21 protein-coding genes are annotated in these 17,473 nt (G+C 70.5%); 17 read left to right on the top strand and 4 right to left on the bottom strand.

Going from position 1 to position 17,473, the window contains the following annotated elements:
• Positions 1–57 precede the first annotated feature (57 nt).
• The 8 genes from BA895_RS14385 (at position 58) to BA895_RS14350 (ending at position 6,183) form a co-directional block, all read left to right on the top strand.
• The gene (locus tag BA895_RS14385) at positions 58–1,125 is read left to right on the top strand and encodes a folate-binding protein YgfZ (protein WP_083283389.1); all 1,068 of its coding nucleotides are present in this window, start codon (positions 58–60) and stop codon (positions 1,123–1,125) included.
• A gap of 169 nt (positions 1,126–1,294) precedes the next feature.
• Entirely contained in the window at positions 1,295–2,149 is an 855-nt protein-coding gene (locus BA895_RS14380; RefSeq protein WP_070192581.1) for a 3-keto-5-aminohexanoate cleavage protein, read from the top strand.
• Between the two features lie 172 nt (positions 2,150–2,321).
• Entirely contained in the window at positions 2,322–2,768 is a 447-nt protein-coding gene (locus tag BA895_RS14375; RefSeq protein WP_070192580.1) for a helix-turn-helix domain-containing protein, read from the top strand.
• Between the two features lies 1 nt (position 2,769).
• Positions 2,770–3,747 carry a hypothetical protein gene (locus BA895_RS14370; RefSeq protein WP_070192579.1) on the top strand — a complete coding sequence of 326 codons (978 nt, stop codon included), beginning with the start codon at positions 2,770–2,772 and terminating at the stop codon, positions 3,745–3,747.
• Positions 3,748–3,842: 95 nt separating this feature from the next.
• Positions 3,843–4,832 (top strand): asparaginase, encoded by a 990-nt coding sequence (locus BA895_RS14365; RefSeq protein ID WP_070192578.1) that lies wholly within the window; start codon positions 3,843–3,845, stop codon positions 4,830–4,832.
• Between the two features lie 13 nt (positions 4,833–4,845).
• Complete coding sequence (dtd, locus tag BA895_RS14360; protein WP_070192577.1) at positions 4,846–5,271, top strand: D-aminoacyl-tRNA deacylase; 426 nt, start codon at positions 4,846–4,848, stop codon at positions 5,269–5,271.
• Between the two features lie 30 nt (positions 5,272–5,301).
• Positions 5,302–5,616: a DUF2516 family protein gene (locus BA895_RS14355; RefSeq protein WP_070192576.1), complete on the top strand. Its 315-nt coding sequence runs from the start codon at positions 5,302–5,304 to the stop codon at positions 5,614–5,616.
• Positions 5,617–5,685: 69 nt separating this feature from the next.
• The gene (locus tag BA895_RS14350; RefSeq protein WP_083283369.1) at positions 5,686–6,183 is read left to right on the top strand and encodes a phosphomannose isomerase type II C-terminal cupin domain; all 498 of its coding nucleotides are present in this window, start codon (positions 5,686–5,688) and stop codon (positions 6,181–6,183) included.
• On the opposite strand, the gene BA895_RS14345 is transcribed toward BA895_RS14350, so the two are convergent.
• Both BA895_RS14345 and BA895_RS14340 read right to left on the bottom strand, forming a co-directional pair.
• Positions 6,171–7,211 (bottom strand): MEDS domain-containing protein, encoded by a 1,041-nt coding sequence (locus BA895_RS14345; protein WP_070192575.1) that lies wholly within the window; start codon positions 7,209–7,211, stop codon positions 6,171–6,173. The two genes, BA895_RS14350 and BA895_RS14345, sit on opposite strands and share 13 nt — an antisense overlap.
• Before the next feature lie 65 nt (positions 7,212–7,276).
• A complete protein-coding gene (locus BA895_RS14340) occupies positions 7,277–8,068 on the bottom strand; it encodes a class I SAM-dependent methyltransferase (protein WP_070192574.1) in 792 nt (263 codons plus the stop codon).
• Positions 8,069–8,212: 144 nt separating this feature from the next.
• Here BA895_RS14340 and mshA point away from each other — a divergent pair, with 144 nt between their 5' ends.
• The 3 genes from mshA to BA895_RS14325 are packed head-to-tail and all read left to right on the top strand — an operon-like array spanning position 8,213 to position 10,879.
• Positions 8,213–9,514: a D-inositol-3-phosphate glycosyltransferase gene (mshA, locus tag BA895_RS14335; RefSeq protein WP_070192573.1), complete on the top strand. Its 1,302-nt coding sequence runs from the start codon at positions 8,213–8,215 to the stop codon at positions 9,512–9,514.
• A gap of 38 nt (positions 9,515–9,552) precedes the next feature.
• Positions 9,553–10,113 (top strand): YbjN domain-containing protein, encoded by a 561-nt coding sequence (locus tag BA895_RS14330; protein ID WP_070192572.1) that lies wholly within the window; start codon positions 9,553–9,555, stop codon positions 10,111–10,113.
• A gap of 22 nt (positions 10,114–10,135) precedes the next feature.
• Positions 10,136–10,879 carry a phosphoglyceromutase gene (locus tag BA895_RS14325; protein ID WP_070192571.1) on the top strand — a complete coding sequence of 248 codons (744 nt, stop codon included), beginning with the start codon at positions 10,136–10,138 and terminating at the stop codon, positions 10,877–10,879.
• An 80-nt stretch (positions 10,880–10,959) separates the two neighbouring features.
• Here BA895_RS14325 and phoU read toward each other — a convergent pair whose 3' ends face one another.
• On the bottom strand, positions 10,960–11,667 hold the full coding sequence (gene phoU / locus BA895_RS14320; protein ID WP_070192570.1) for a phosphate signaling complex protein PhoU: 708 nt from the start codon (positions 11,665–11,667) through the stop codon (positions 10,960–10,962).
• Positions 11,668–11,887: 220 nt separating this feature from the next.
• Here phoU and BA895_RS14315 point away from each other — a divergent pair, with 220 nt between their 5' ends.
• Both BA895_RS14315 and BA895_RS14310 read left to right on the top strand, forming a co-directional pair.
• The gene (locus BA895_RS14315) at positions 11,888–13,123 is read left to right on the top strand and encodes a cell wall metabolism sensor histidine kinase WalK (RefSeq protein WP_083283368.1); all 1,236 of its coding nucleotides are present in this window, start codon (positions 11,888–11,890) and stop codon (positions 13,121–13,123) included.
• Positions 13,120–13,803: a response regulator transcription factor gene (locus BA895_RS14310; protein WP_070192569.1), complete on the top strand. Its 684-nt coding sequence runs from the start codon at positions 13,120–13,122 to the stop codon at positions 13,801–13,803. The genes BA895_RS14315 and BA895_RS14310 overlap by 4 nt, the downstream gene beginning before the upstream one ends.
• Before the next feature lie 53 nt (positions 13,804–13,856).
• Here the strand turns inward: BA895_RS14310 and BA895_RS14305 are convergent, their stop codons facing one another.
• Positions 13,857–14,423, bottom strand: a complete 567-nt coding sequence (locus BA895_RS14305) for a hypothetical protein (protein WP_175442330.1) — start codon at positions 14,421–14,423, stop codon at positions 13,857–13,859.
• A gap of 343 nt (positions 14,424–14,766) precedes the next feature.
• Here BA895_RS14305 and BA895_RS14300 point away from each other — a divergent pair, with 343 nt between their 5' ends.
• The 4 genes from BA895_RS14300 (at position 14,767) to ispF (ending at position 17,393) form a co-directional block, all read left to right on the top strand.
• Positions 14,767–15,249 carry a CarD family transcriptional regulator gene (locus BA895_RS14300; protein WP_070192568.1) on the top strand — a complete coding sequence of 161 codons (483 nt, stop codon included), beginning with the start codon at positions 14,767–14,769 and terminating at the stop codon, positions 15,247–15,249.
• A 23-nt stretch (positions 15,250–15,272) separates the two neighbouring features.
• Entirely contained in the window at positions 15,273–16,007 is a 735-nt protein-coding gene (gene ispD, locus BA895_RS14295) for a 2-C-methyl-D-erythritol 4-phosphate cytidylyltransferase (RefSeq protein ID WP_070192567.1), read from the top strand.
• 88 nt (positions 16,008–16,095) lie between these two features.
• On the top strand, positions 16,096–16,896 hold the full coding sequence (locus tag BA895_RS14290) for an SDR family oxidoreductase (RefSeq protein WP_254666476.1): 801 nt from the start codon (positions 16,096–16,098) through the stop codon (positions 16,894–16,896).
• Positions 16,896–17,393, top strand: a complete 498-nt coding sequence (gene ispF, locus BA895_RS14285; RefSeq protein ID WP_070192566.1) for a 2-C-methyl-D-erythritol 2,4-cyclodiphosphate synthase — start codon at positions 16,896–16,898, stop codon at positions 17,391–17,393. The genes BA895_RS14290 and ispF overlap by 1 nt, the downstream gene beginning before the upstream one ends.
• Positions 17,394–17,473: the final 80 nt, after the last annotated feature.

The following is a 17,473-nucleotide window of genomic DNA, read 5'->3' as shown; positions in this document are numbered from 1 at the left end:
GAATGACGACTCCGTCGGGGCCGTTGCACGAGAGTGAGCGAAACAGTGAGTGATGCCGTGCCAGCCCCCGTTACTGACGACCCGACCACCAGCGAGGTCGTCACGCCCCGCGTGCCGCGCAGCCCACTGCTCCGTCACGACGGCGCCGTGGCGGGTGACGGGCTCGAGTCGGTCGTGGCCCTGCACTACGGCGACCCCATGCGTGAGCAGCGGGTGCTCGAGGAGGGGCTCGGCGTCGTCGACCTCTCGCACCGCGAGGTGATCACGGTCACCGGGCCCGACCGGCTCACCTGGTTGCACTCCCTGACCACTCAGGCCCTGCTCGGGCTGGCTCCGCGTGAGTCTCGCGAGGCGTTGATCCTCTCGCCGAAGGGGCATGTCGAGCACTCGCTGCACCTGGTCGACGACGGCGAGACGACGTGGATCACGACGGAGCCCGGTGCCGGCGCGGCCCTGATCGCCTGGCTCGACCGGATGCGGTTCATGCTGCGTGTCGAGGTCACCGACGTGACCGACGACTGGGCCGTGCTGGGCGAGCCGCACGGGTCCGAGTCGGTCGACGGCGAGCCGCTGGCCTGGCGCGACCCCTGGCCCGATCTGGTCGGAGACACGGCCGCCTACGGCCCGGTCGACGACCACCCCGGAACCGAGCGCCGGTGGCGTGAGGTCATCGTGCCGCGCCCCGACCTCCTGGCGGCCGCGGGTGACCGGCCACTGGCGGGCCTCTGGGCCGCCGAGGCGTTGCGGATCGCTGCCTGGCGCCCGCGGCTCGGCCGCGAGACCGACCATCGCACGATCGTGCACGAGGTCGACTGGCTGCGCACGGCCGTGCACCTGCACAAGGGCTGCTACCGCGGCCAGGAGACGGTGGCCCGGGTGCACAACCTCGGTCGCCCACCTCGTCGGCTGGTGTTCCTGCACCTCGACGGGTCGGGCCATATCCTTCCCGCCGCAGGTTCGGCCGTGCTGTCCGGTGAGAAGACGATCGGGCACGTGACCTCGGTGGGCCGTCACCACGTCGACGGGCCCATCGCCCTGGCGCTCATCAAACGCAACACCGACCCGGGCCTGGAGCTGCTGATCGACGACCTGAGCGCCGCGCAGACCGTCATCGTCGCCCCCTGAGTAACCCCCCCTTCCCCCCGCTTCCCCCCCGGCCTTCCACCCGCGAACGACTCGTTCGAGGTCGAACGCGCCGGTACACCACGGCGCTCGCTCACGAACCCGTCGTTCGACCTGGATCTGAGTCGGGTGTTGGGGTGCTGCGCGCGGCACCGCTGGCAGGATGTGCGCCATGAGCCCTGCAGCCACCGTCGCGAGCACCCTGATCACCGTCGCGCCGACCGGCGCCGAGACCGCGAAGGCGGACTGCCCGGCGCTGCCGACGACACCGGACGAGCTGGTCGAGACGGCTGTGGCGTGCGAGGCGGCCGGCGCCGCCCTCATCCACATCCACGTTCGCGACCGTCACGCCCAGCCCACCCTGGATGCCGGCCTGCTGCGTGAGGCGGTGGCCGGGGTGCGTGAGGCGACCGACCTCATCGTGCAGCTCTCGACGGGTGGCGCCGTGACCGATCCGCTCGAGCAGCGGCTGACCGTGCTCGACGCCGACCCCGACTCGTGTTCGTTGACCTGCGGCACGACCAACTTCGGCGACGGGGTGTTCCTCAACCCCTGGGTTTTCATGGTCGAGCTGTACCGGCGGGCCCCGCAGCGGGAGGTGGGGCCGGAGTTCGAGCTCTTCGAGCTCGGACATGTGCACGCGGTGCGACGGCTCATCGACGAGTGCGGGCTCCCGTTCGGCGGAAAGGTGCACGTCGACTTCGTCACCGGCGTGCCCGGGGCCATGCCCGGTAGCCCGCAGGCGCTGTATGCCGCGCTCGCCCTGCTTCCTGCGGAGGTGACGAGCTGGTCGGCCACCGGCATCGGTCGAGCGCCCCTGCCGATCGCGGCGGCTGCGCTGGCGGCGGGCGGGCATCTGCGCGTCGGCATGGAAGACAACCTCATGTTCGCCAAGGGTCAACCGGTGCGACACAACCACGAGCTGGTCTCTCGCGCAGCGCATCTCGCGACCCTGATGCAGCGACCGCCGATGTCGACGACCGACGCCCGGGCGCTGCTGGCCGTCAAGGACCGCCGCACCCGCTGAAGCCGGGCGCTCCCCGGCTGAGCGGCATCCGGCCTCGAACGACGGGTTGGTGGGCGAACGAGTCTGTGCACCAACGCGTTCGACCTCGAACGAGTCGTTCGCGGGGGAGTGTGGGGGAGGTCACGCTGTCCCCAGTTTGCATTCTGCTTGCTCTGGCAAGCATACTGGAGTCGTGAGCAAGCTTCCGATTCCCGACCTCGGGTCGTACCTGCGCGAGCAGCGCGAGAACGCCCAGATGTCGCTTCGTCAGCTGGCCGACGTGGCAGGGGTCTCCAACCCCTATCTGTCGCAGATCGAGCGAGGCCTGAAGCGGCCGAGCGCCGAGATCCTGCAACAGATCGCCAAGGGGCTGCAGGTCTCGGCCGAGTCGCTCTACGTGCGGGCCGGCATCCTCGACGAGCGGGTCGCCGACCACGAGCCCAGCGCGGGGCGTGACGTGCTCAGCGCCATCGCCGGCGACCCGGTGCTCACCGACCGCCAGCGCGCAGTGCTCGTCGACATCTACCAGTCGTTCGTGGCGAGTGGCGCCGCCACCACAGAGAACAAACCACAGACCAGAACCACCACCAGCCGGGCCACGCGCCCGACGAAGAGCGTGAAGACGCAGAAGGAGACCTGACATGGCTCTCAACCAGAAGCTCAGCAAGGCCATCAAGACCGCACAGAAGCAGGCCGAGGCCACCGTCGCCGAGGTGCGCGACCAGCTCGACGGCAAGCTGCCCGAGGTCAAGGTCGACCCGACGCCGTTCTACGCGATCGTCGGCGCGGCGAACATCGCCGTCGACACCCTGAAGCACGCCGGCGAGCAGCTCGAAGCCGCTGGGTCGCAGGCCCGCACCACCGACCTGCGCAAGGGCGCCAAGAAGGAAGCCGACGACCTGCAGAAGGACCTGCGCAAGCGCATCGCCGAGGTGCAGGCCAAGACCACCGAGCTGCAGAAGATCGCGGCAAAGTACGCCGACCGCTTTGTCGAGCAGGCCCAGGAGGTTCCCGCCCAGGTGCTGAACCAGGGCCTCGTCGCGGCAGCGAACGCCAAGGACCAGTACGACGCCGCCGCTGCCCGCGGTGCGAAGGTCGTGACCGACCTTCGCGGTCAGGGCGAGCGCGCCGCGTACGACCTCGACGAGAAGTCGACCGCTGCCGTCAAGCGTGGCCGTCGCGTGGTCAAGACCGCCGTGGGCGAGGGCGAGAAGATCGTCAAGAACATCGCCGAAACGGTGTCTGACGACGCAGACCAGATCGGCGCCCAGGTCGAGAAGTCGGCCGACGCCGTCGACGCGGCCTCGGCGCCCGTGCCGGCCAAGCGCACCGCCGTGCACCGCGACGCCCTGCGCAAGACCGCCGGCCAGAAGGCGGCCGCCACCCGCAAGGCGAACCAGACCGAGGCGACCACGACCCGTAAGGTCGCGGCGCGCACCTCGGCAGCGAAGTCGACCGACACGCCGGCCTCCGAGAAGGCTCCCGTCAAGCGGGCCCGGGCCACCGCCAAGAAGGCGACCACCACGGCCACCGCGCCGGCGAAGAAGGCCGCGACCACGACCAAGAAGGCCGTGACCCCGGCCAAGAAGACGGCCAAGAAGGCCACCTCGGCCAGCTGACCCCAGCCAGTACCACCACCGGCTCAGGGCCGACACCACACCAGGTGTCGGCCCTGAGCCAGGTCGGCAGGCCGTGCTGCGGCATACTGCGGGGCGTGTCCGACCTCTCCCTGCCCAGCCCAGCGCTCTCCGCCACCCTGACGGACGCCCCGATCGTGGCGCACGTCGTGCGAGGCGGGTTCGTCGAGTCGGTGCACCGCGGGAGTGCGGTCGTCACCGGCCCTGACGGCGCCGTGCTGCTCGAGATCGGTGACTCCTCGGGCCCCGTCTTCCCTCGGTCGTCGAGCAAGCCCCTTCAGGCGCTCGCCATGGTGCGGCACGGTCTCGCCACGAACGGTGCCCTTCTGGCCCTCGCGTGCGCGAGCCACTCGGGTGAGGACTTCCACGTCACGGCCGCGCGCGAGATCCTTTCCGGCGCGGGCCTGAGCGAGACCGATCTGCAGAACACACCCGATTTTCCCTACGACGAGACGGCCCGGATCGCCTGGATCGCCGGCGGGCTCCCCAAACAGGCCATCGCCCAGAACTGCTCGGGCAAGCACGCCTCGATGCTCGCGACCTGCGTCGCCAACGACTGGGACCTGGCCGGCTACCGCAACGTCGACCACCCGCTGCAGGTGGGCGTCATCGAAACGGTCACCGACCTCACCGGCGCCGCGCCGACCGCGATCTCGGTCGACGGATGCGGCGCCCCGATCCACGCCGTGCCCCTTGCCGGTCTGGCCCGTGCCTTCGGTCGGCTGGCCGCTGCGGTCACCGGTCCCGAGGCCAAGGTCGCCTCCGCCATGCGGCGCCATCCGGAGTTCGTCGGCGGCACCCGTCGCGATGTCACCGCCCTCATCCGCGGGGTCGAGGGCGCCATCGCCAAAGACGGTGCGGAGGCCGTGTACGCGATGGGTCTCCCCGACGGGCGCGGAGTCGCCGTCAAGATCGTCGACGGCTCGACCAGGGCAGCGCCGGTGCTGCTCGCCGCGGTGCTGCGGCGCATCGGAGTGAGCGGGCCGGCCGCGCTGGCCGCACTGGAGAACCACCCGGTGCTGGGCCACGGTGAGCCGGTCGGCTCGGTCGTCGCCGTCGGCGTGTGAGCCGGCGCCCGGCGTGAGAGCGGTGCTGCAACGAGTGACCTGGGCCCGGGTCGAGGTCGACGGCGTCGTCGTCGGGGAGATCACCCGGCCGGGGCTCTTGGCCCTGGTCGGGGTGGCCCACGACGACGGCGCCGCTCAGGTGGAACGGATGGCTCGAAAGATCACCGAGCTGCGGATCCTGCGTGACGAGAAGAGTGTGAGCGACCTGGGTGCGCCGGTGCTCGTCGTGAGCCAGTTCACCCTGCTCGGTGACACGCAGAAGGGTCGGCGACCGTCGTGGAGTGCGGCAGCGCCGGGCCCGGTGGCCGAGCCGCTCATCGCGGATCTCGTCTCTGCACTGCGGCATCGGGGGATCGAGGTGGCGACCGGCCGGTTCGGCGCCATGATGGCCGTGACCTCGACGAACGACGGCCCCGTGACTCTCGTCGTCGACGCCTGAGCCGGCCGCACCACGGGTTATCCTGAGGACATGCAGCTCTTCTACGGCTTCCAGGGCCTTGTGCTCACGGCTCTCGGCGTGGCCGCCCTCGCCTGTGAGCTGTTCGCCTTCGTCGACGCCCTGCGCCACCCCGAGGGCGCCTACCTGGCGGCCAGCAAGCGAACGCGCACCTTCTGGCTGATCCTCACCGGCGTCGGCCTGCTGCTCGGGATCGTCACGGTGCAGAACCCCCTCAACCTCTTCGGGCTCCTCGGTTTCGTGGCGGCGGCGGTCTACCTGGCCGATGTGCGCCCCGCTCTGCGGCAGGTGCGCGGCCTCGGAAAGCGCTCCGACAGCGGCTGGTGAGCGCGCGCTTGCGTGGAGCAGAGGGTCCGGTAGGGCACACTTGGCAACTCACGACCAAGGGGATCTCTCATGACTGACCAGCACCACGACGGTGCTCTCGCGCAGCTGCTCGAGACCGCCGACGGCGGCCATGACGACGCGCTTGACCACGATCACGACCATCCGAGCGAGGTTCCTCCGCGTCACCGCGCGGTCGAGTACGACCTCGGTCTGCGCAACCCCACGGCCGACATCTTCGTGGCGGAGCGGCCCTGGGGTGAGTTCCAGCAGTTCGTCTCGAACGAGCAGGTCACCGTCAAGATCATCACGGTCCAGCCGGGCCACCGGCTCTCGCTGCAGAAGCACGACCACCGAGGTGAGATGTGGCAGGTGCTCGACGTGCCCATCGACATCACCGTCGACGACCGTGTCTGGCAGGCTCAGCCGGGCGAGACGATCTGGGTGCCCCGAGGGTCGACCCACCGTATGGGCAACTCCGGCGAGCAGCCCGGTCGGTTGCTCGAGGTCGCCTTCGGCTTCTTCGACGAGACCGACATCGAGCGACTCTCCGACGACTACGCCCGCTGAGCTTTCGAGGCGGCTGAAGACCCTGGGGAAGTCAGCACCTCGGCCCAGACCACCTTGCCGCTCGGCAGGGCGTCAGCGCCCCAGCTGTCTGACAACGCGTCGATGATGGCCACTCCTCGACCGCCCTCGTCGTGCTCCAGAGGCTGCGGCATCGAGGGGGGCGTGACCGAGGTGTCTTCGACCGTGATGCGAACGCGACCAGGCACAAGCTGGACCCCTACGCGGAACGGCGAGCCGCCGGCGTGCACGTAGGCGTTGGTGGCCATCTCGGAGGCGATCAGGGAGCAGTCGAGCACCACTGCGAGCGGGTGTTCCCGGTCGAGGGTGTCGGTGACGAACCGGCGCACCTCGGCGATGGACTGCGGCGCACCGTGAAAGAGCTCGACGCGATGCTCCACGTCGCGCGCGACGACGAAATCTTCCGACACCGGCGCCACCACGGCGGCGTCGGGCGTCACTGACACCTCTGTGTGCAGGTCGAAGACCTGACGCACCAGCCCCAGGTCGGCAGGACGCAGCACGTCGGCGGCGTACACACACCTCAGGCTGACCGGCTGGGTAGTCGTCATCTCCTGGCACAGGGCCTCGATGTCGAGGGCGACCCGTTCCCCGCCCCGTGACACCATCAGGGCCGACACCTCGCCGACCATCCGGATGCCGGCGGACACTGCGGCGCCGGCGCCGCCGGTCGGGGTGGCCGGCTCCGGACCGTCCAGGATGCCGCGCACCACCGCCCGGAAGGCCGCCTCGTCGAACACGTTGTCGTCGACGAACGCCGAGGCAGCGGCCTGAACGTCGAGGTACTGGTAGCGGCCGGAGGCCTCGGCGGCAGCGATGTCGACGCCGATGTCGGTCAGGCCCTGACGCAGAAGGGAGTCGTGCGAGGCAGTGACGACGACGACGACTCGCAGACCTGAGCGGATGCCGTCGGCGAGCCAGGGCACGACGGCGCCGACCCACTCGGAGGCCTGGTGGAACACGATCACCCCATGGCCGTGCGTATCGACGGCCATGCCGCTGTGCGACATGGTGCGATGGTACGCCTCGGGAAGGCGCCCTCGGGGTGATCGGCCGTGGCTTTGGCCGGGAGCCCCTACCGGGGTTCGACGGCCTCCCACGCCACCGTCAGCTCACCGAGGCGCCATCGGCTCGGTCCGTCGAGGAGGGGCCAGCGCTCGCTCAGCTCGCTGGCGACCTCGAGGAAGCGCTGCCGAGCGCCCCATGACGAAGCCGGCGCGCGACGCGCCCACGTGCGGTCGAGGTCGCGCAGGTAGTCGTAAACCCGCTCACCGGCCACGTTGCGGTGGATGAGCGACTTGGGTAGGCGTTCGGCCACATCTGACGGGCGTTCGAGGCCGCCGAGGCGCAGCGAGAGGGTGAGGCTGACCGGTCCGTGACGGTCGACGGCCACCCAGGCCGCTCGGCGGCCGATCTCGTCACACGTACCGTCCACGAGCAGGCCATCGGGGGTGAGGCGCTCGCGCACCCGCGACCACGCCGCGTCGACCTCGTGCTCGGGGTACTGGCGCAGCACGTTGAAAGCACGAACGACCGTGGCGCGTTGTTCCTTCTCGAGCGGCACCTCGAAACCCCCGCGCCTGAAGCTGAGGCCTTCGCGCTCCAACGGTTTGGCGGCCGTAACGCGAACGGGGTCGATCTCGATCCCCACCACCTGCACGTCGGCTCGGACGCGAAGCAACCGGGTGTGCAGCTCGAGCGCGGTGACCGGGCTGGCCCCGTAGCCGAGGTCGACCACGACCGGCGGTGCCTCGCTGCGCCGCAACCGCCAGCCCTGGGGGCCGGCGATCCAGCGGTCGCAACGCCGGAGCCGGTTCGGTCCCGTCGTGCCTCGGGTGATCGTGCCGACCGGACGTGCGCGAGCCACGCCGTGAGCCTACGGCAGCGGTTCGCGAACGGCATCCGTTCCGACGACCCGGCTCTGACGGCATCCGGTACGACGACGGGAATCGTCCCGGCTGCGGGTGGGTTGAGATGCTGCAAGCATGTGCTGGGTGACGAAAGGGTGCCGATGACCGCCGATCCGCGACGGGTGGCGATGATCAGTGTGCACACCTCGCCGCTCGAGCAGCCGGGCACCGGTGACGCCGGTGGCCTCAACGTCTACGTGGCCGAGACCGCCAAGGAGCTGGCCAAGCGGGGCACCGAGGTCGACATCTTCACCCGCCGCACGAACGGTGACACCCCGCTCGAGGGTGAGCTGGCCCCGGGGGTGCGGGTGCGTCACGTGACGGCCGGACCGTATGAGGGACTGTCGAAGCACGACCTTCCCGGTCAGCTGTGCGCCTTCTCGGCCGGGATCATGCAGGCCGGGCTGTCGGTTCCCGAGAACCACTACGACCTCGTGCACTCGCACTACTGGCTGTCGGGGCAGGTCGGCTGGCTGGCCGCCGACCGGTGGCGCGTGGCGCTCGTGCACACGATGCACACGATGGCCCGCGTCAAGAACCGGCACCTGGCGAGCGGAGACGATCCCGAGCCGCTCGGTCGCGAGATCGGCGAGGCCCAGGTGGTCGATGCCGCCGACCGGCTGATCGCGAACACCGAGGGCGAGGCGCGTGAGCTCGTCGAGCTGTACGACGCGCCACCCGAGAAGGTGTCGGTCGTGCCACCGGGGGTCGACCTCTCGACGTTCCGGCCCGGTGACCGGTCGACCGCCCGGCGAGCAGTCGGGGTGGGTGCCGACGACGTGCTGCTGCTCTTCGTGGGGCGCATCCAGCCGCTCAAGGCGCCCGACCTGCTGCTGCGCGCGGCTCACGAGCTCGTCAGACGTGACCCACGGCGCCGCGCCGCGCTCACGGTGGCCGTCGTCGGCGGCCCCAGCGGGTCTGGTCTGGCTCGCCCGACCGGGCTCGAGGAGCTGGCGCGTGAGCTCGGTATCGCCGATCTCGTGCGGTTCGTGCGACCGGTCGAGCGGCAGGTGCTCGCCGACTGGTACCGCGCGGCCGACCTCGTGGTCGTGCCCAGCCACAGCGAGTCGTTCGGTCTCGTGGCCATCGAGGCGCAGGCCTGCGGCACCCCGGTCGTTGCGGCCGACGTCGGTGGCCTGCCGACGGCGGTTGGCGACGCCGGCGTGCTGGTCAAGGGCCACGACCCGGCCCACTGGGCGCAGGCCATCGGCACGCTCGTCGACGACCCGGGGCGCCGAGAGACCCTGGCCCGACGAGCGGTGCTGCACGCGAGCACGTTCGGCTGGGGCGCCACCACCGACCGGCTGCTCGAGGTCTACCGCGAGGCCATCGGCAACCACGCCGAGTCGTCGATCGACGCCAGTCTGCGGCTGGCCGGAGTGCCCACCGCCGTCACCCCCTAGCCCGGCGGGGGGCGGGGGGCGGGTGCGAGGATGGAGCGATGACCGCCGACGAGCACGCTGACGTGCCAACCGGGGAGAGCCGACGCCAGGGCGATGCCGCTCAAGCGGCGTCAAGGCTCATCGACTATGTGGATGCCGTTGGGCTGGGCTACGAGCTCGGGGCCCGGCCCGGCGAGTACGTCGTCGCCCTTCCGGGCGAGAAGAAGCTGAAGACGGTGCTGTCGCTGCTCGTGCGCGACCGCACGACGAGTGTGAGCGCCTTCGTCATCCGCAACCCCGACGAGAACCACGAGGTCTTCTACCGCACCCTGCTGCGCAAGAACCTGCGGCTGCCCGGCCTCGCCTACGCCATCGACTCCGACGGTGATGTCTACGTGCGCGGCGAGGTGCCCACGCCGGCCCTCGAGGCGGACTACCTCGACCAGCTATTCGGGGTGGTGCTGGCGGCCTGCGACGAGGCGTTCAACGAGCTGTTGGCTCTCGGCTTCCTCGGCTCGATGCGTAAGGAGTGGGCCTGGCGGGTGTCGCGGGGAGAGTCGACGCACAACCTCGACGCCTTCCGGCATCTGCTCGCTGCAGACGACGATGCGCGGTCGTGACCGGTCTGGCTAGGGTGGCGGCATGACCTACACGCTCGTTCTCGTCCGTCATGGCGAAAGTGAATGGAACGCCAAGAACCTCTTCACCGGCTGGGTCGATGTCGACCTCACCGAGAAGGGCCGTGCCGAGGCGGTGCGCGCCGGGCAGCAGCTGAAGGAGGCCGGCATCCTGCCCGACATCGTGCACACCTCGGTGCAGCGTCGGGCGATCACCACCGCGAACCTCTCGCTCGATGCCGCCGACCGTCACTGGATACCGGTCAAGCGTGACTGGCGGCTCAACGAGCGCCACTACGGCGCGCTGCAGGGCAAGGACAAGAAGCAGACCCTCGCAGAGTTCGGCGAGGCCAAGTTCATGGAGTGGCGCCGGTCGTACGACACGCCGCCGCCGCCCATCGACCCGGCGAGCGAGTTCGCGCAGACCGACGACCCGCGCTACGCCGGGCTCGGCGAGGCGATGCCGTTGACCGAGTGTCTCAAGGACGTCGTCAAGCGGCTGCTGCCCTACTGGGAGAACGAGATCCAGACCGATCTCGCCGACGGGCTCACGGTGCTGGTCGTCGCCCATGGCAACTCGCTGCGGGCCATGGTCAAGACGCTCGACGGCATCTCCGACGACGAGATCTCCGGGCTCAACATTCCCACGGGCATGCCGCTGGTCTACGAGCTCGACGACAGCTTCAAGCCGGTCACGGCCGGTGGGCGCTACCTCGACCCCGAGGCGGCCAGGGCGGCGGCCGAGGCCGTGGCCAACCAGGGCCGCTGAACCTCGAGTGGCCACTTCCGTACGGGGTGGACCCGTACGGAAGTGGCCACTCGACCGGGCGGCAACGTCTCGGTATGAGATCAGCCGGCGCGGCTCTCCAGCGTGGCCTCGTCGGCCCGGTCCTCCTCGTCCTCGTGGTCGACGGCGCCGTCGTACTCGCCGGTGACGAGGTAGACGACGCGTCGAGCCACGGAGACGGCGTGGTCGGCGAAGCGTTCGTAGTAGCGACCGATGAGCGTGAGGTCGAGCAGCTCGCTGCGTGACCACGAGGTGTTCTCGTCGAGCAGCGCCGAGAAGAGCTGACGGTGCAGCTCGTCCATGGCGTCGTCGTCCTGGTCGAGGGCCAGCGCGGCGACGACGTCCTTGCTCGCGATGATCGACCCGCACCGCGCGACGATGGCCTCGGCGACCTGCCCCATCTGCAGGATGTGGGAGCGCAGCTGCGGCGGCACCGCCGACTTCGGGGTGCGCAGCCGGGCGACCTTGGCCACGTGGCGGGCGAGGTCGCCCATGCGCTCGAGGTCTGAGCTCATGTGCATCGCCGTCACGACGATGCGCAGGTCGGTCGCGACCGGCTGCTGGCGGGCCAGCAGGTCGATCGACCGTTCGTCGAGCTCGATGCGGATCTCGTCGAGCTGACGGTCGGCCTCGATGACCGACTCGGCGAGGTGGACATCGGCGTCGAGCAGGGCGGTCGTCGCGCGGGAGATGGCCGAACCGGCGAGCCGGGTGAGCTCGACGAGCTGGTCGGTGATGGTGTCGAGATCCTCGTGGAATTGGTCGCGCATCGGTTTCCTGTCTGCTGCCCTGCACTGGTGGGCAGGTGCTCGGGTGGTGCCGCACTGGTTCCGGGCGTGGATCGCACCGGGGCGGCACGCCGAGATTGGCAGCCTCGCGTGAATGGGTGGCGGACCTCAGGTGAACACTCAGGTGATGCCGTGCGCAACTGACGCTCCCGTGGCCGCTACGTGACGCTCGGCCCGCTCACCAGTGCGTACCCTGAGTGTCGTGGACCCAACGACCGCGGCGACGCTCGGCGGCATCGCCGGGCTGGCCCTGGGCGGTGTGGCCATGGCCGCCATCCGTCTGTCCGACCGGGCCACCCGCAGCGAGGTGGTGTCTGCTCCGACGCCGAGCCTTCCGCCCGGCGTGGGCGAGGTGCTGTCGGTGCTCCGCTCGAGCGGCATCCTCGTCGATGCCTCCGACCGGGTCGTGAACAACTCGCCGGCGGCGGTGGCCCATGGGTTGGTGCGGGGGCAGGAGCTCGTGCACGCCGAGATGCTGGGGCTCGCGCGCGAGGTGCGCCGCGACGGGCTGATCCGCGAGTCCGAGTTCGTGCTGCAGAACGGCCTCGGGGAGGGGCGACTGGTGGTCTCCGCCCGGGTGGCCCCGCTCGGCGCCGACCATGTGCTGCTGCTCGTCGAGGACCGCTCCCAGGCCCACCGGGTCGAGCAGGTGCGCCGTGACTTCCTGGCCAACGTCAGCCACGAGCTGAAGACGCCGGTGGGCGGTATCTCGCTGCTGGCCGAGGCGGTGCGGGCCGCCCAGGACGACCCCGAGGCGGTGGCCAGGTTCGCCACCCGCATCGGCGTGGAGTCGACCCGCCTGACGCATCTGGTCAAGGAGATCGTGGAGCTCTCGCGCCTGCAGGGCACCGACGTCGTGAGCAACCCGGAGATCGTCGACGTAGGGGCCTGTGCGGCCGACGCCGTCGAACGGTGTCGCCTGATCGCGGAGGAGCACGACATCGAGCTGGTTCTGCACGCCGATGCCGGTTGCGAGGTGTGGGGGGAGGCCGAGCTGGTCACGACGGCCGTCCGCAATCTCGTGGGCAACGCGATCGCCCACTCCGAGAACGGGGCCCGAGTAGGTGTGTCGGTGCGAAGGCCGGCCGAGCACCTCATCGCCATCTCCGTGACCGACCAGGGCGCCGGCATCGCCGTCGAGGAGCAGGAGCGCATCTTCGAGCGGTTCTACCGCGTCGACACCGCCCGCTCCCGGGCGACCGGAGGCACGGGTCTGGGGCTGGCGATCGTCAAGCACGTCGTCGACAACCACGGCGGCCAGGTGTCGGTCTGGTCGGAGGTCGGCCGTGGCTCGACCTTCACCATCTCGCTGCCGACCGTGGCCCGCAGCCACGTGCCCGCCTTGCCGCCCACGGGCGCTTCCGCGCCCGTCGCCATGCCCCCGGAGTCGATCGAGCCTCCGGAACGTCCCCTGACCCCCGTGAGAGGCCACCGTTGAGCCGCATCCTGATCGTGGAGGACGAGATCTCGTTCTCCGACCCGCTCTCGTACCTGCTGCGCAAGGAGGGCTATGACGTGGTGGTCGCCGAGACCGGCCCGGCCGGCCTCGCCGAGTTCGACGCCTCGGGCGCCGACCTCGTGCTCCTCGACCTGATGTTGCCCGGCCTGTCGGGGGTCGACGTGTGTCGTGGGCTGCGCCAGCGCTCGTCGGTGCCGGTCATCATGCTGACCGCCAAGGACAGCGAGATCGACAAGGTCGTCGGCCTCGAGATCGGTGCCGACGACTACGTCACCAAGCCCTACTCGAGCCGAGAGCTGCTCGCCCGCGTGAAGGCCGTGCTGCGACGGCTCGCAGAGCCCGAGGAGCTGATGCCGGCCACCCTCGAGGCCGGCCCGGTGCGGATGGACGTAGAGCGACACACCGTCACCGTCGACGGACGGTCAACACCGTTGCCGCTCAAGGAGTTCGAGCTGCTCGAAATGCTGCTGCGCAACTCCGGTCGAGTGTTGACCCGGATGCAGCTGATCGACCGGGTGTGGGGCAGCGACTATGTCGGCGACACCAAGACCCTCGACGTGCACGTCAAGCGGCTCCGGGCCAAGGTCGAGCCTGACCCCGCGAACCCCGTGCACATCGTGACCGTGCGCGGTCTGGGCTACAAGTTCGAGACCAGCTGACGTTCGAGACTGACTGACCTTCCAGCCTGGCGCAGGCGGTTACCTGACGAGCGTCAGCCGGCCGGGGTCGTGGGGGCCGCGGGTGCGGGAGCTGTGACCGTGGGGGTCGCCGGTGCGGGGGTCGTGGGCACTGCGGTCGGGGTCACGGTCGAGAGGTAACGGTTAGCGGCCAGCACCGGAACGGTGATGATGGTTGTGCCGCCGGGAGTGGCGGTGACGCGTAGGGTCGCGACCGCTCCGGGCTTGGCGGCGACGTTTGACAGCACGAGGTTGCGCGTCGAGAGGTCAACCTGCTCGCGCGGGGCCAGCTCGACCTCGGACCCGCCCGCCACGGAGCCGTCGCTCGCCTGCTGGGCGACCTGAACGGTGACCCGCGCGTCGCCCTCGTTGATGGCTGACCCGGAGATCACGGCCTGGCCGGCGCCACCGACGAGCGAGAGGTCTCGCAGCGCTACCGCCCCGATGTTGGTGGCGTTGCCGTCGGCGGGGTCGTACGCCACCGTGGTCTGCACCGGCGAGAACACCATGCAACCGGCGGTCAGGCCGGCGACGGCCAGACCGGAGAGGGAGGCAGCCGCGACGCGGCCTGCGCGGGACGAGGCGAGCAGATGGCGGTTCACGAGCGACAGCCTAGCGGCGCCCCGCCAGAACCTCCCGATGACCCGGCCGGGCAGCCGGCTGTCAGGTGGGGGACAGGTGCAGAACAGGTTGAGGACTGGTGCAGGCCCGTCGGCCGGCCGGTGAACGGGAGCGGGCCCGGGGCCCGGCCGGAACCTCCCCGGCCCGCGTCCCAGGGCGTTCGAAGCCTGGCCTCGATGCATGTTCGGGGCCGTTCTGTCAAGACTCCAGACCACCCCCAAATGACCGGCATCAGGGCTCTGACCTGCGCAGACATCGAGACGCCGGGTCAAGATCACCCCCGGGACGTGGTAATCTAGAGGTCGCGAAAGGGGAAAACAGCACATGGTTTTCAAGGTCGGCGAGACGGTCGTGTATCCCCACCACGGGGCTGCACTCATCGAAGAGATCAGAACACGAACGATCAAGGGAGAGGACAAGCTCTACCTGAAGTTGAAGGTCGCTCAGGGTGACCTGACGATCGAAGTCCCCGCCGAGAACTGCGACCTCGTGGGTGTCCGCGACGTCGTGGGCAAGGAGGGCCTGAACAAGGTCTTCGAGGTGCTGCGGGCGCCCCACACCGAGGAGCCGACCAACTGGTCGCGTCGGTACAAGGCGAACCTCGAGAAGCTCGCCTCGGGCGACGTCATCAAGGTGGCCGAGGTCGTGCGCGACCTGTGGCGCCGCGACCAGGACCGCGGCCTGTCCGCCGGCGAGAAGCGGATGCTGGCCAAGGCGCGACAGATCCTCGTCTCCGAGCTCGCGCTCGCCGAGAAGACCGACGAGGAGAAGGCTGAGACCATCCTCGACGAGGTCCTCGCGTCCTGAGCGAAGCGGCATCCGGTAGCACTGTGAACAGATCGGCTGGAGCCGGTCGCGTCGGCGTCATCGTCGTCGCGGCCGGCTCCGGTTCGCGTCTGGGGGCAGTTCTGCCCAAGGCCCTGGTTCCCCTCGCCGGGCAGCCCATCCTTGGGCACGCCCTGCGGGGGGTTCTTGCGTGCCCCGGCCTCATGGCGGTGGTCGTCGTGGCGCCGGCCGGCCACCGACCCGAGACCGAGACCGCCTGCCGCGACGCCGTTTCGCGGTACGCGGCCACCCTGTCCGGTGATCCGATGCCGCCGACCCGGGTCGCGCCGACCGTGGTGACCGGCGGGGCAGAGCGCAGTGACTCCGTCGCGGCCGGCCTGGCCGCGCTGCCCGCCGAGGTCGACATCGTGCTCGTGCACGACGCGGCGCGGTGCCTGACCCCCGTGGTGGTCTTCGAGCGCGTCGTCGCGGCGGTGCGCTCCGGGGCCCCGGCAGTGGTGCCCGGCATGCTCGTCGTCGACACGATCAAGCAGGTGGATGCCGCTGGGCGGGTCGTGGCCACCCCCGCCCGTGCCGCGCTGCGCACCATCCAGACTCCGCAGGGCTTCCGTCGCGACGTGCTCGAGCGAGCCCACGCGCTCGGCGGCACCGCCACCGACGACGCGGCTCTGGTCGAACGCCTGGGTGAGCCGGTTCTCGTCGTCGACGGAGACCCGCTGTCGCTCAAAATCACCACGCGCGCCGACCTCGACGCGGCCACCCGCCTGCTCACGCCCTGACCGGCGCTGCCGTTCACCCCGGTCATGTGTTCCACGGTCACCCTGACCGCGGATCACAGCGAAGGTGCAAGCGCCTATTGTCGGCAGCGTGACTGAGAGCCTGACTGACCCCGACGAGCTACGACCCATCGCCCTGATCACCGGCGGAGGCACCGGCATCGGTGCGGCGATCGCGCGGCGGCTGGCCCGCGACGGGTTCGAGGTGGTGGTGGCCGGTCGGCGCCGCGACAAGCTCGACGCGGTGGTGGCCGACGTGGCAAGCGCAGACGGCGTGGCTCGAGCGGTCGTCATGGACGTCACCGATGCTGGCTCTGTGGAGGCGGGCGCGGCCGGGCTCGACCGGCTCGACGTGCTGGTCAACAACGCCGGGGGCGCGCTGGGGGTGACCCGGGTCGAAGACGGCGACCTCGAGCAGTGGCAGCAGATGTACGCGACCAACGTGCTCGGGTCGGTGCGGGTCGTTCAGGCGGCGCTGCCGCTGTTGCGGCGCTCGGCTCGCGCCACCATCGTCGACATCAGCTCGATCGCCGGTGAACGGGTCTATGAGGGGGGCGGTGGCTACGTCGCCGCCAAGCACGGCACCTCGGTCGTCACCGAGACGCTCCGGCTCGAGCTCAACGGTGAGAACATCCGGGTCATCGACATCCGCCCCGGCATGGTGCACACCGAGGAGTTCGCCCTGACCCGGCTCGGTGGCGACCAGGCCGGCGCCGATCGGGTCTACGCGGGCGTCGACCGGCCGCTGGTGGCCGACGACGTCGCCGAGTGTGTCGGGTTCGTCGTCGGCCTGCCCCAGCACGTCAACATCGACACCATGGTCATCAAGCCGGTGGCTCAGGCCGCGCCCTGGAAGCTGCACCGGGGGCCGATCGACTGGAAGGAGGCCTGATGCCTCCAGCCTCCCTACCGCGGGTCGGCGTCGGGGTCGACGTGCACGCGTACGCCGACGAGGCATCGCCCCGCGAGCTGTGGGTGGCCGGCCTGCACTGGCCGGGGGAGGGCGGCCTCGACGGCCACTCCGACGCCGACGTCGCAGCCCACGCGGCGTGCGACGCGATCTTCACGGCATCCGGCATTGGCGACCTGGGCGCGCACTTCGGCACTGACCGCCCCGAGCTCGCGGGAGCCTCCGGAGCCGTGCTGCTCACCGAGGCGGCGCGGCTGGTGCGCGAGGCCGGGTTCGAGATCGGCAACATCGCCGTGCAGGTCATCGGCAACCGGCCCAAGATCGGCACCCGCCGCGCCGAAGCCGAGCGGGTGCTCTCGGATGCCGTGGGCGCGCCCGTGTCGGTCAGCGGCACCACGACCGACGGCCTGGGCCTCACGGGACGCGGCGAGGGCATCGCCGCCGTGGCGACCGCGCTCGTGGTCGCCCGCCTTCTCTGACAGCACGCGGACCGGCTGACCCGCGCGCGCGGCGGTGAGGCAGGATCGGGGTGGGCAGCGCGCCGGCTGGCCCCACCGCA

The organism is Humibacillus sp. DSM 29435 (assembly GCF_001758225.1).
In the GTDB taxonomy this organism is placed as follows: domain Bacteria; phylum Actinomycetota; class Actinomycetes; order Actinomycetales; family Dermatophilaceae; genus DSM-29435.
Note: the sequence above shows the minus strand (reverse complement) of the source record. Positions and strands in the feature narration are given on the sequence as shown.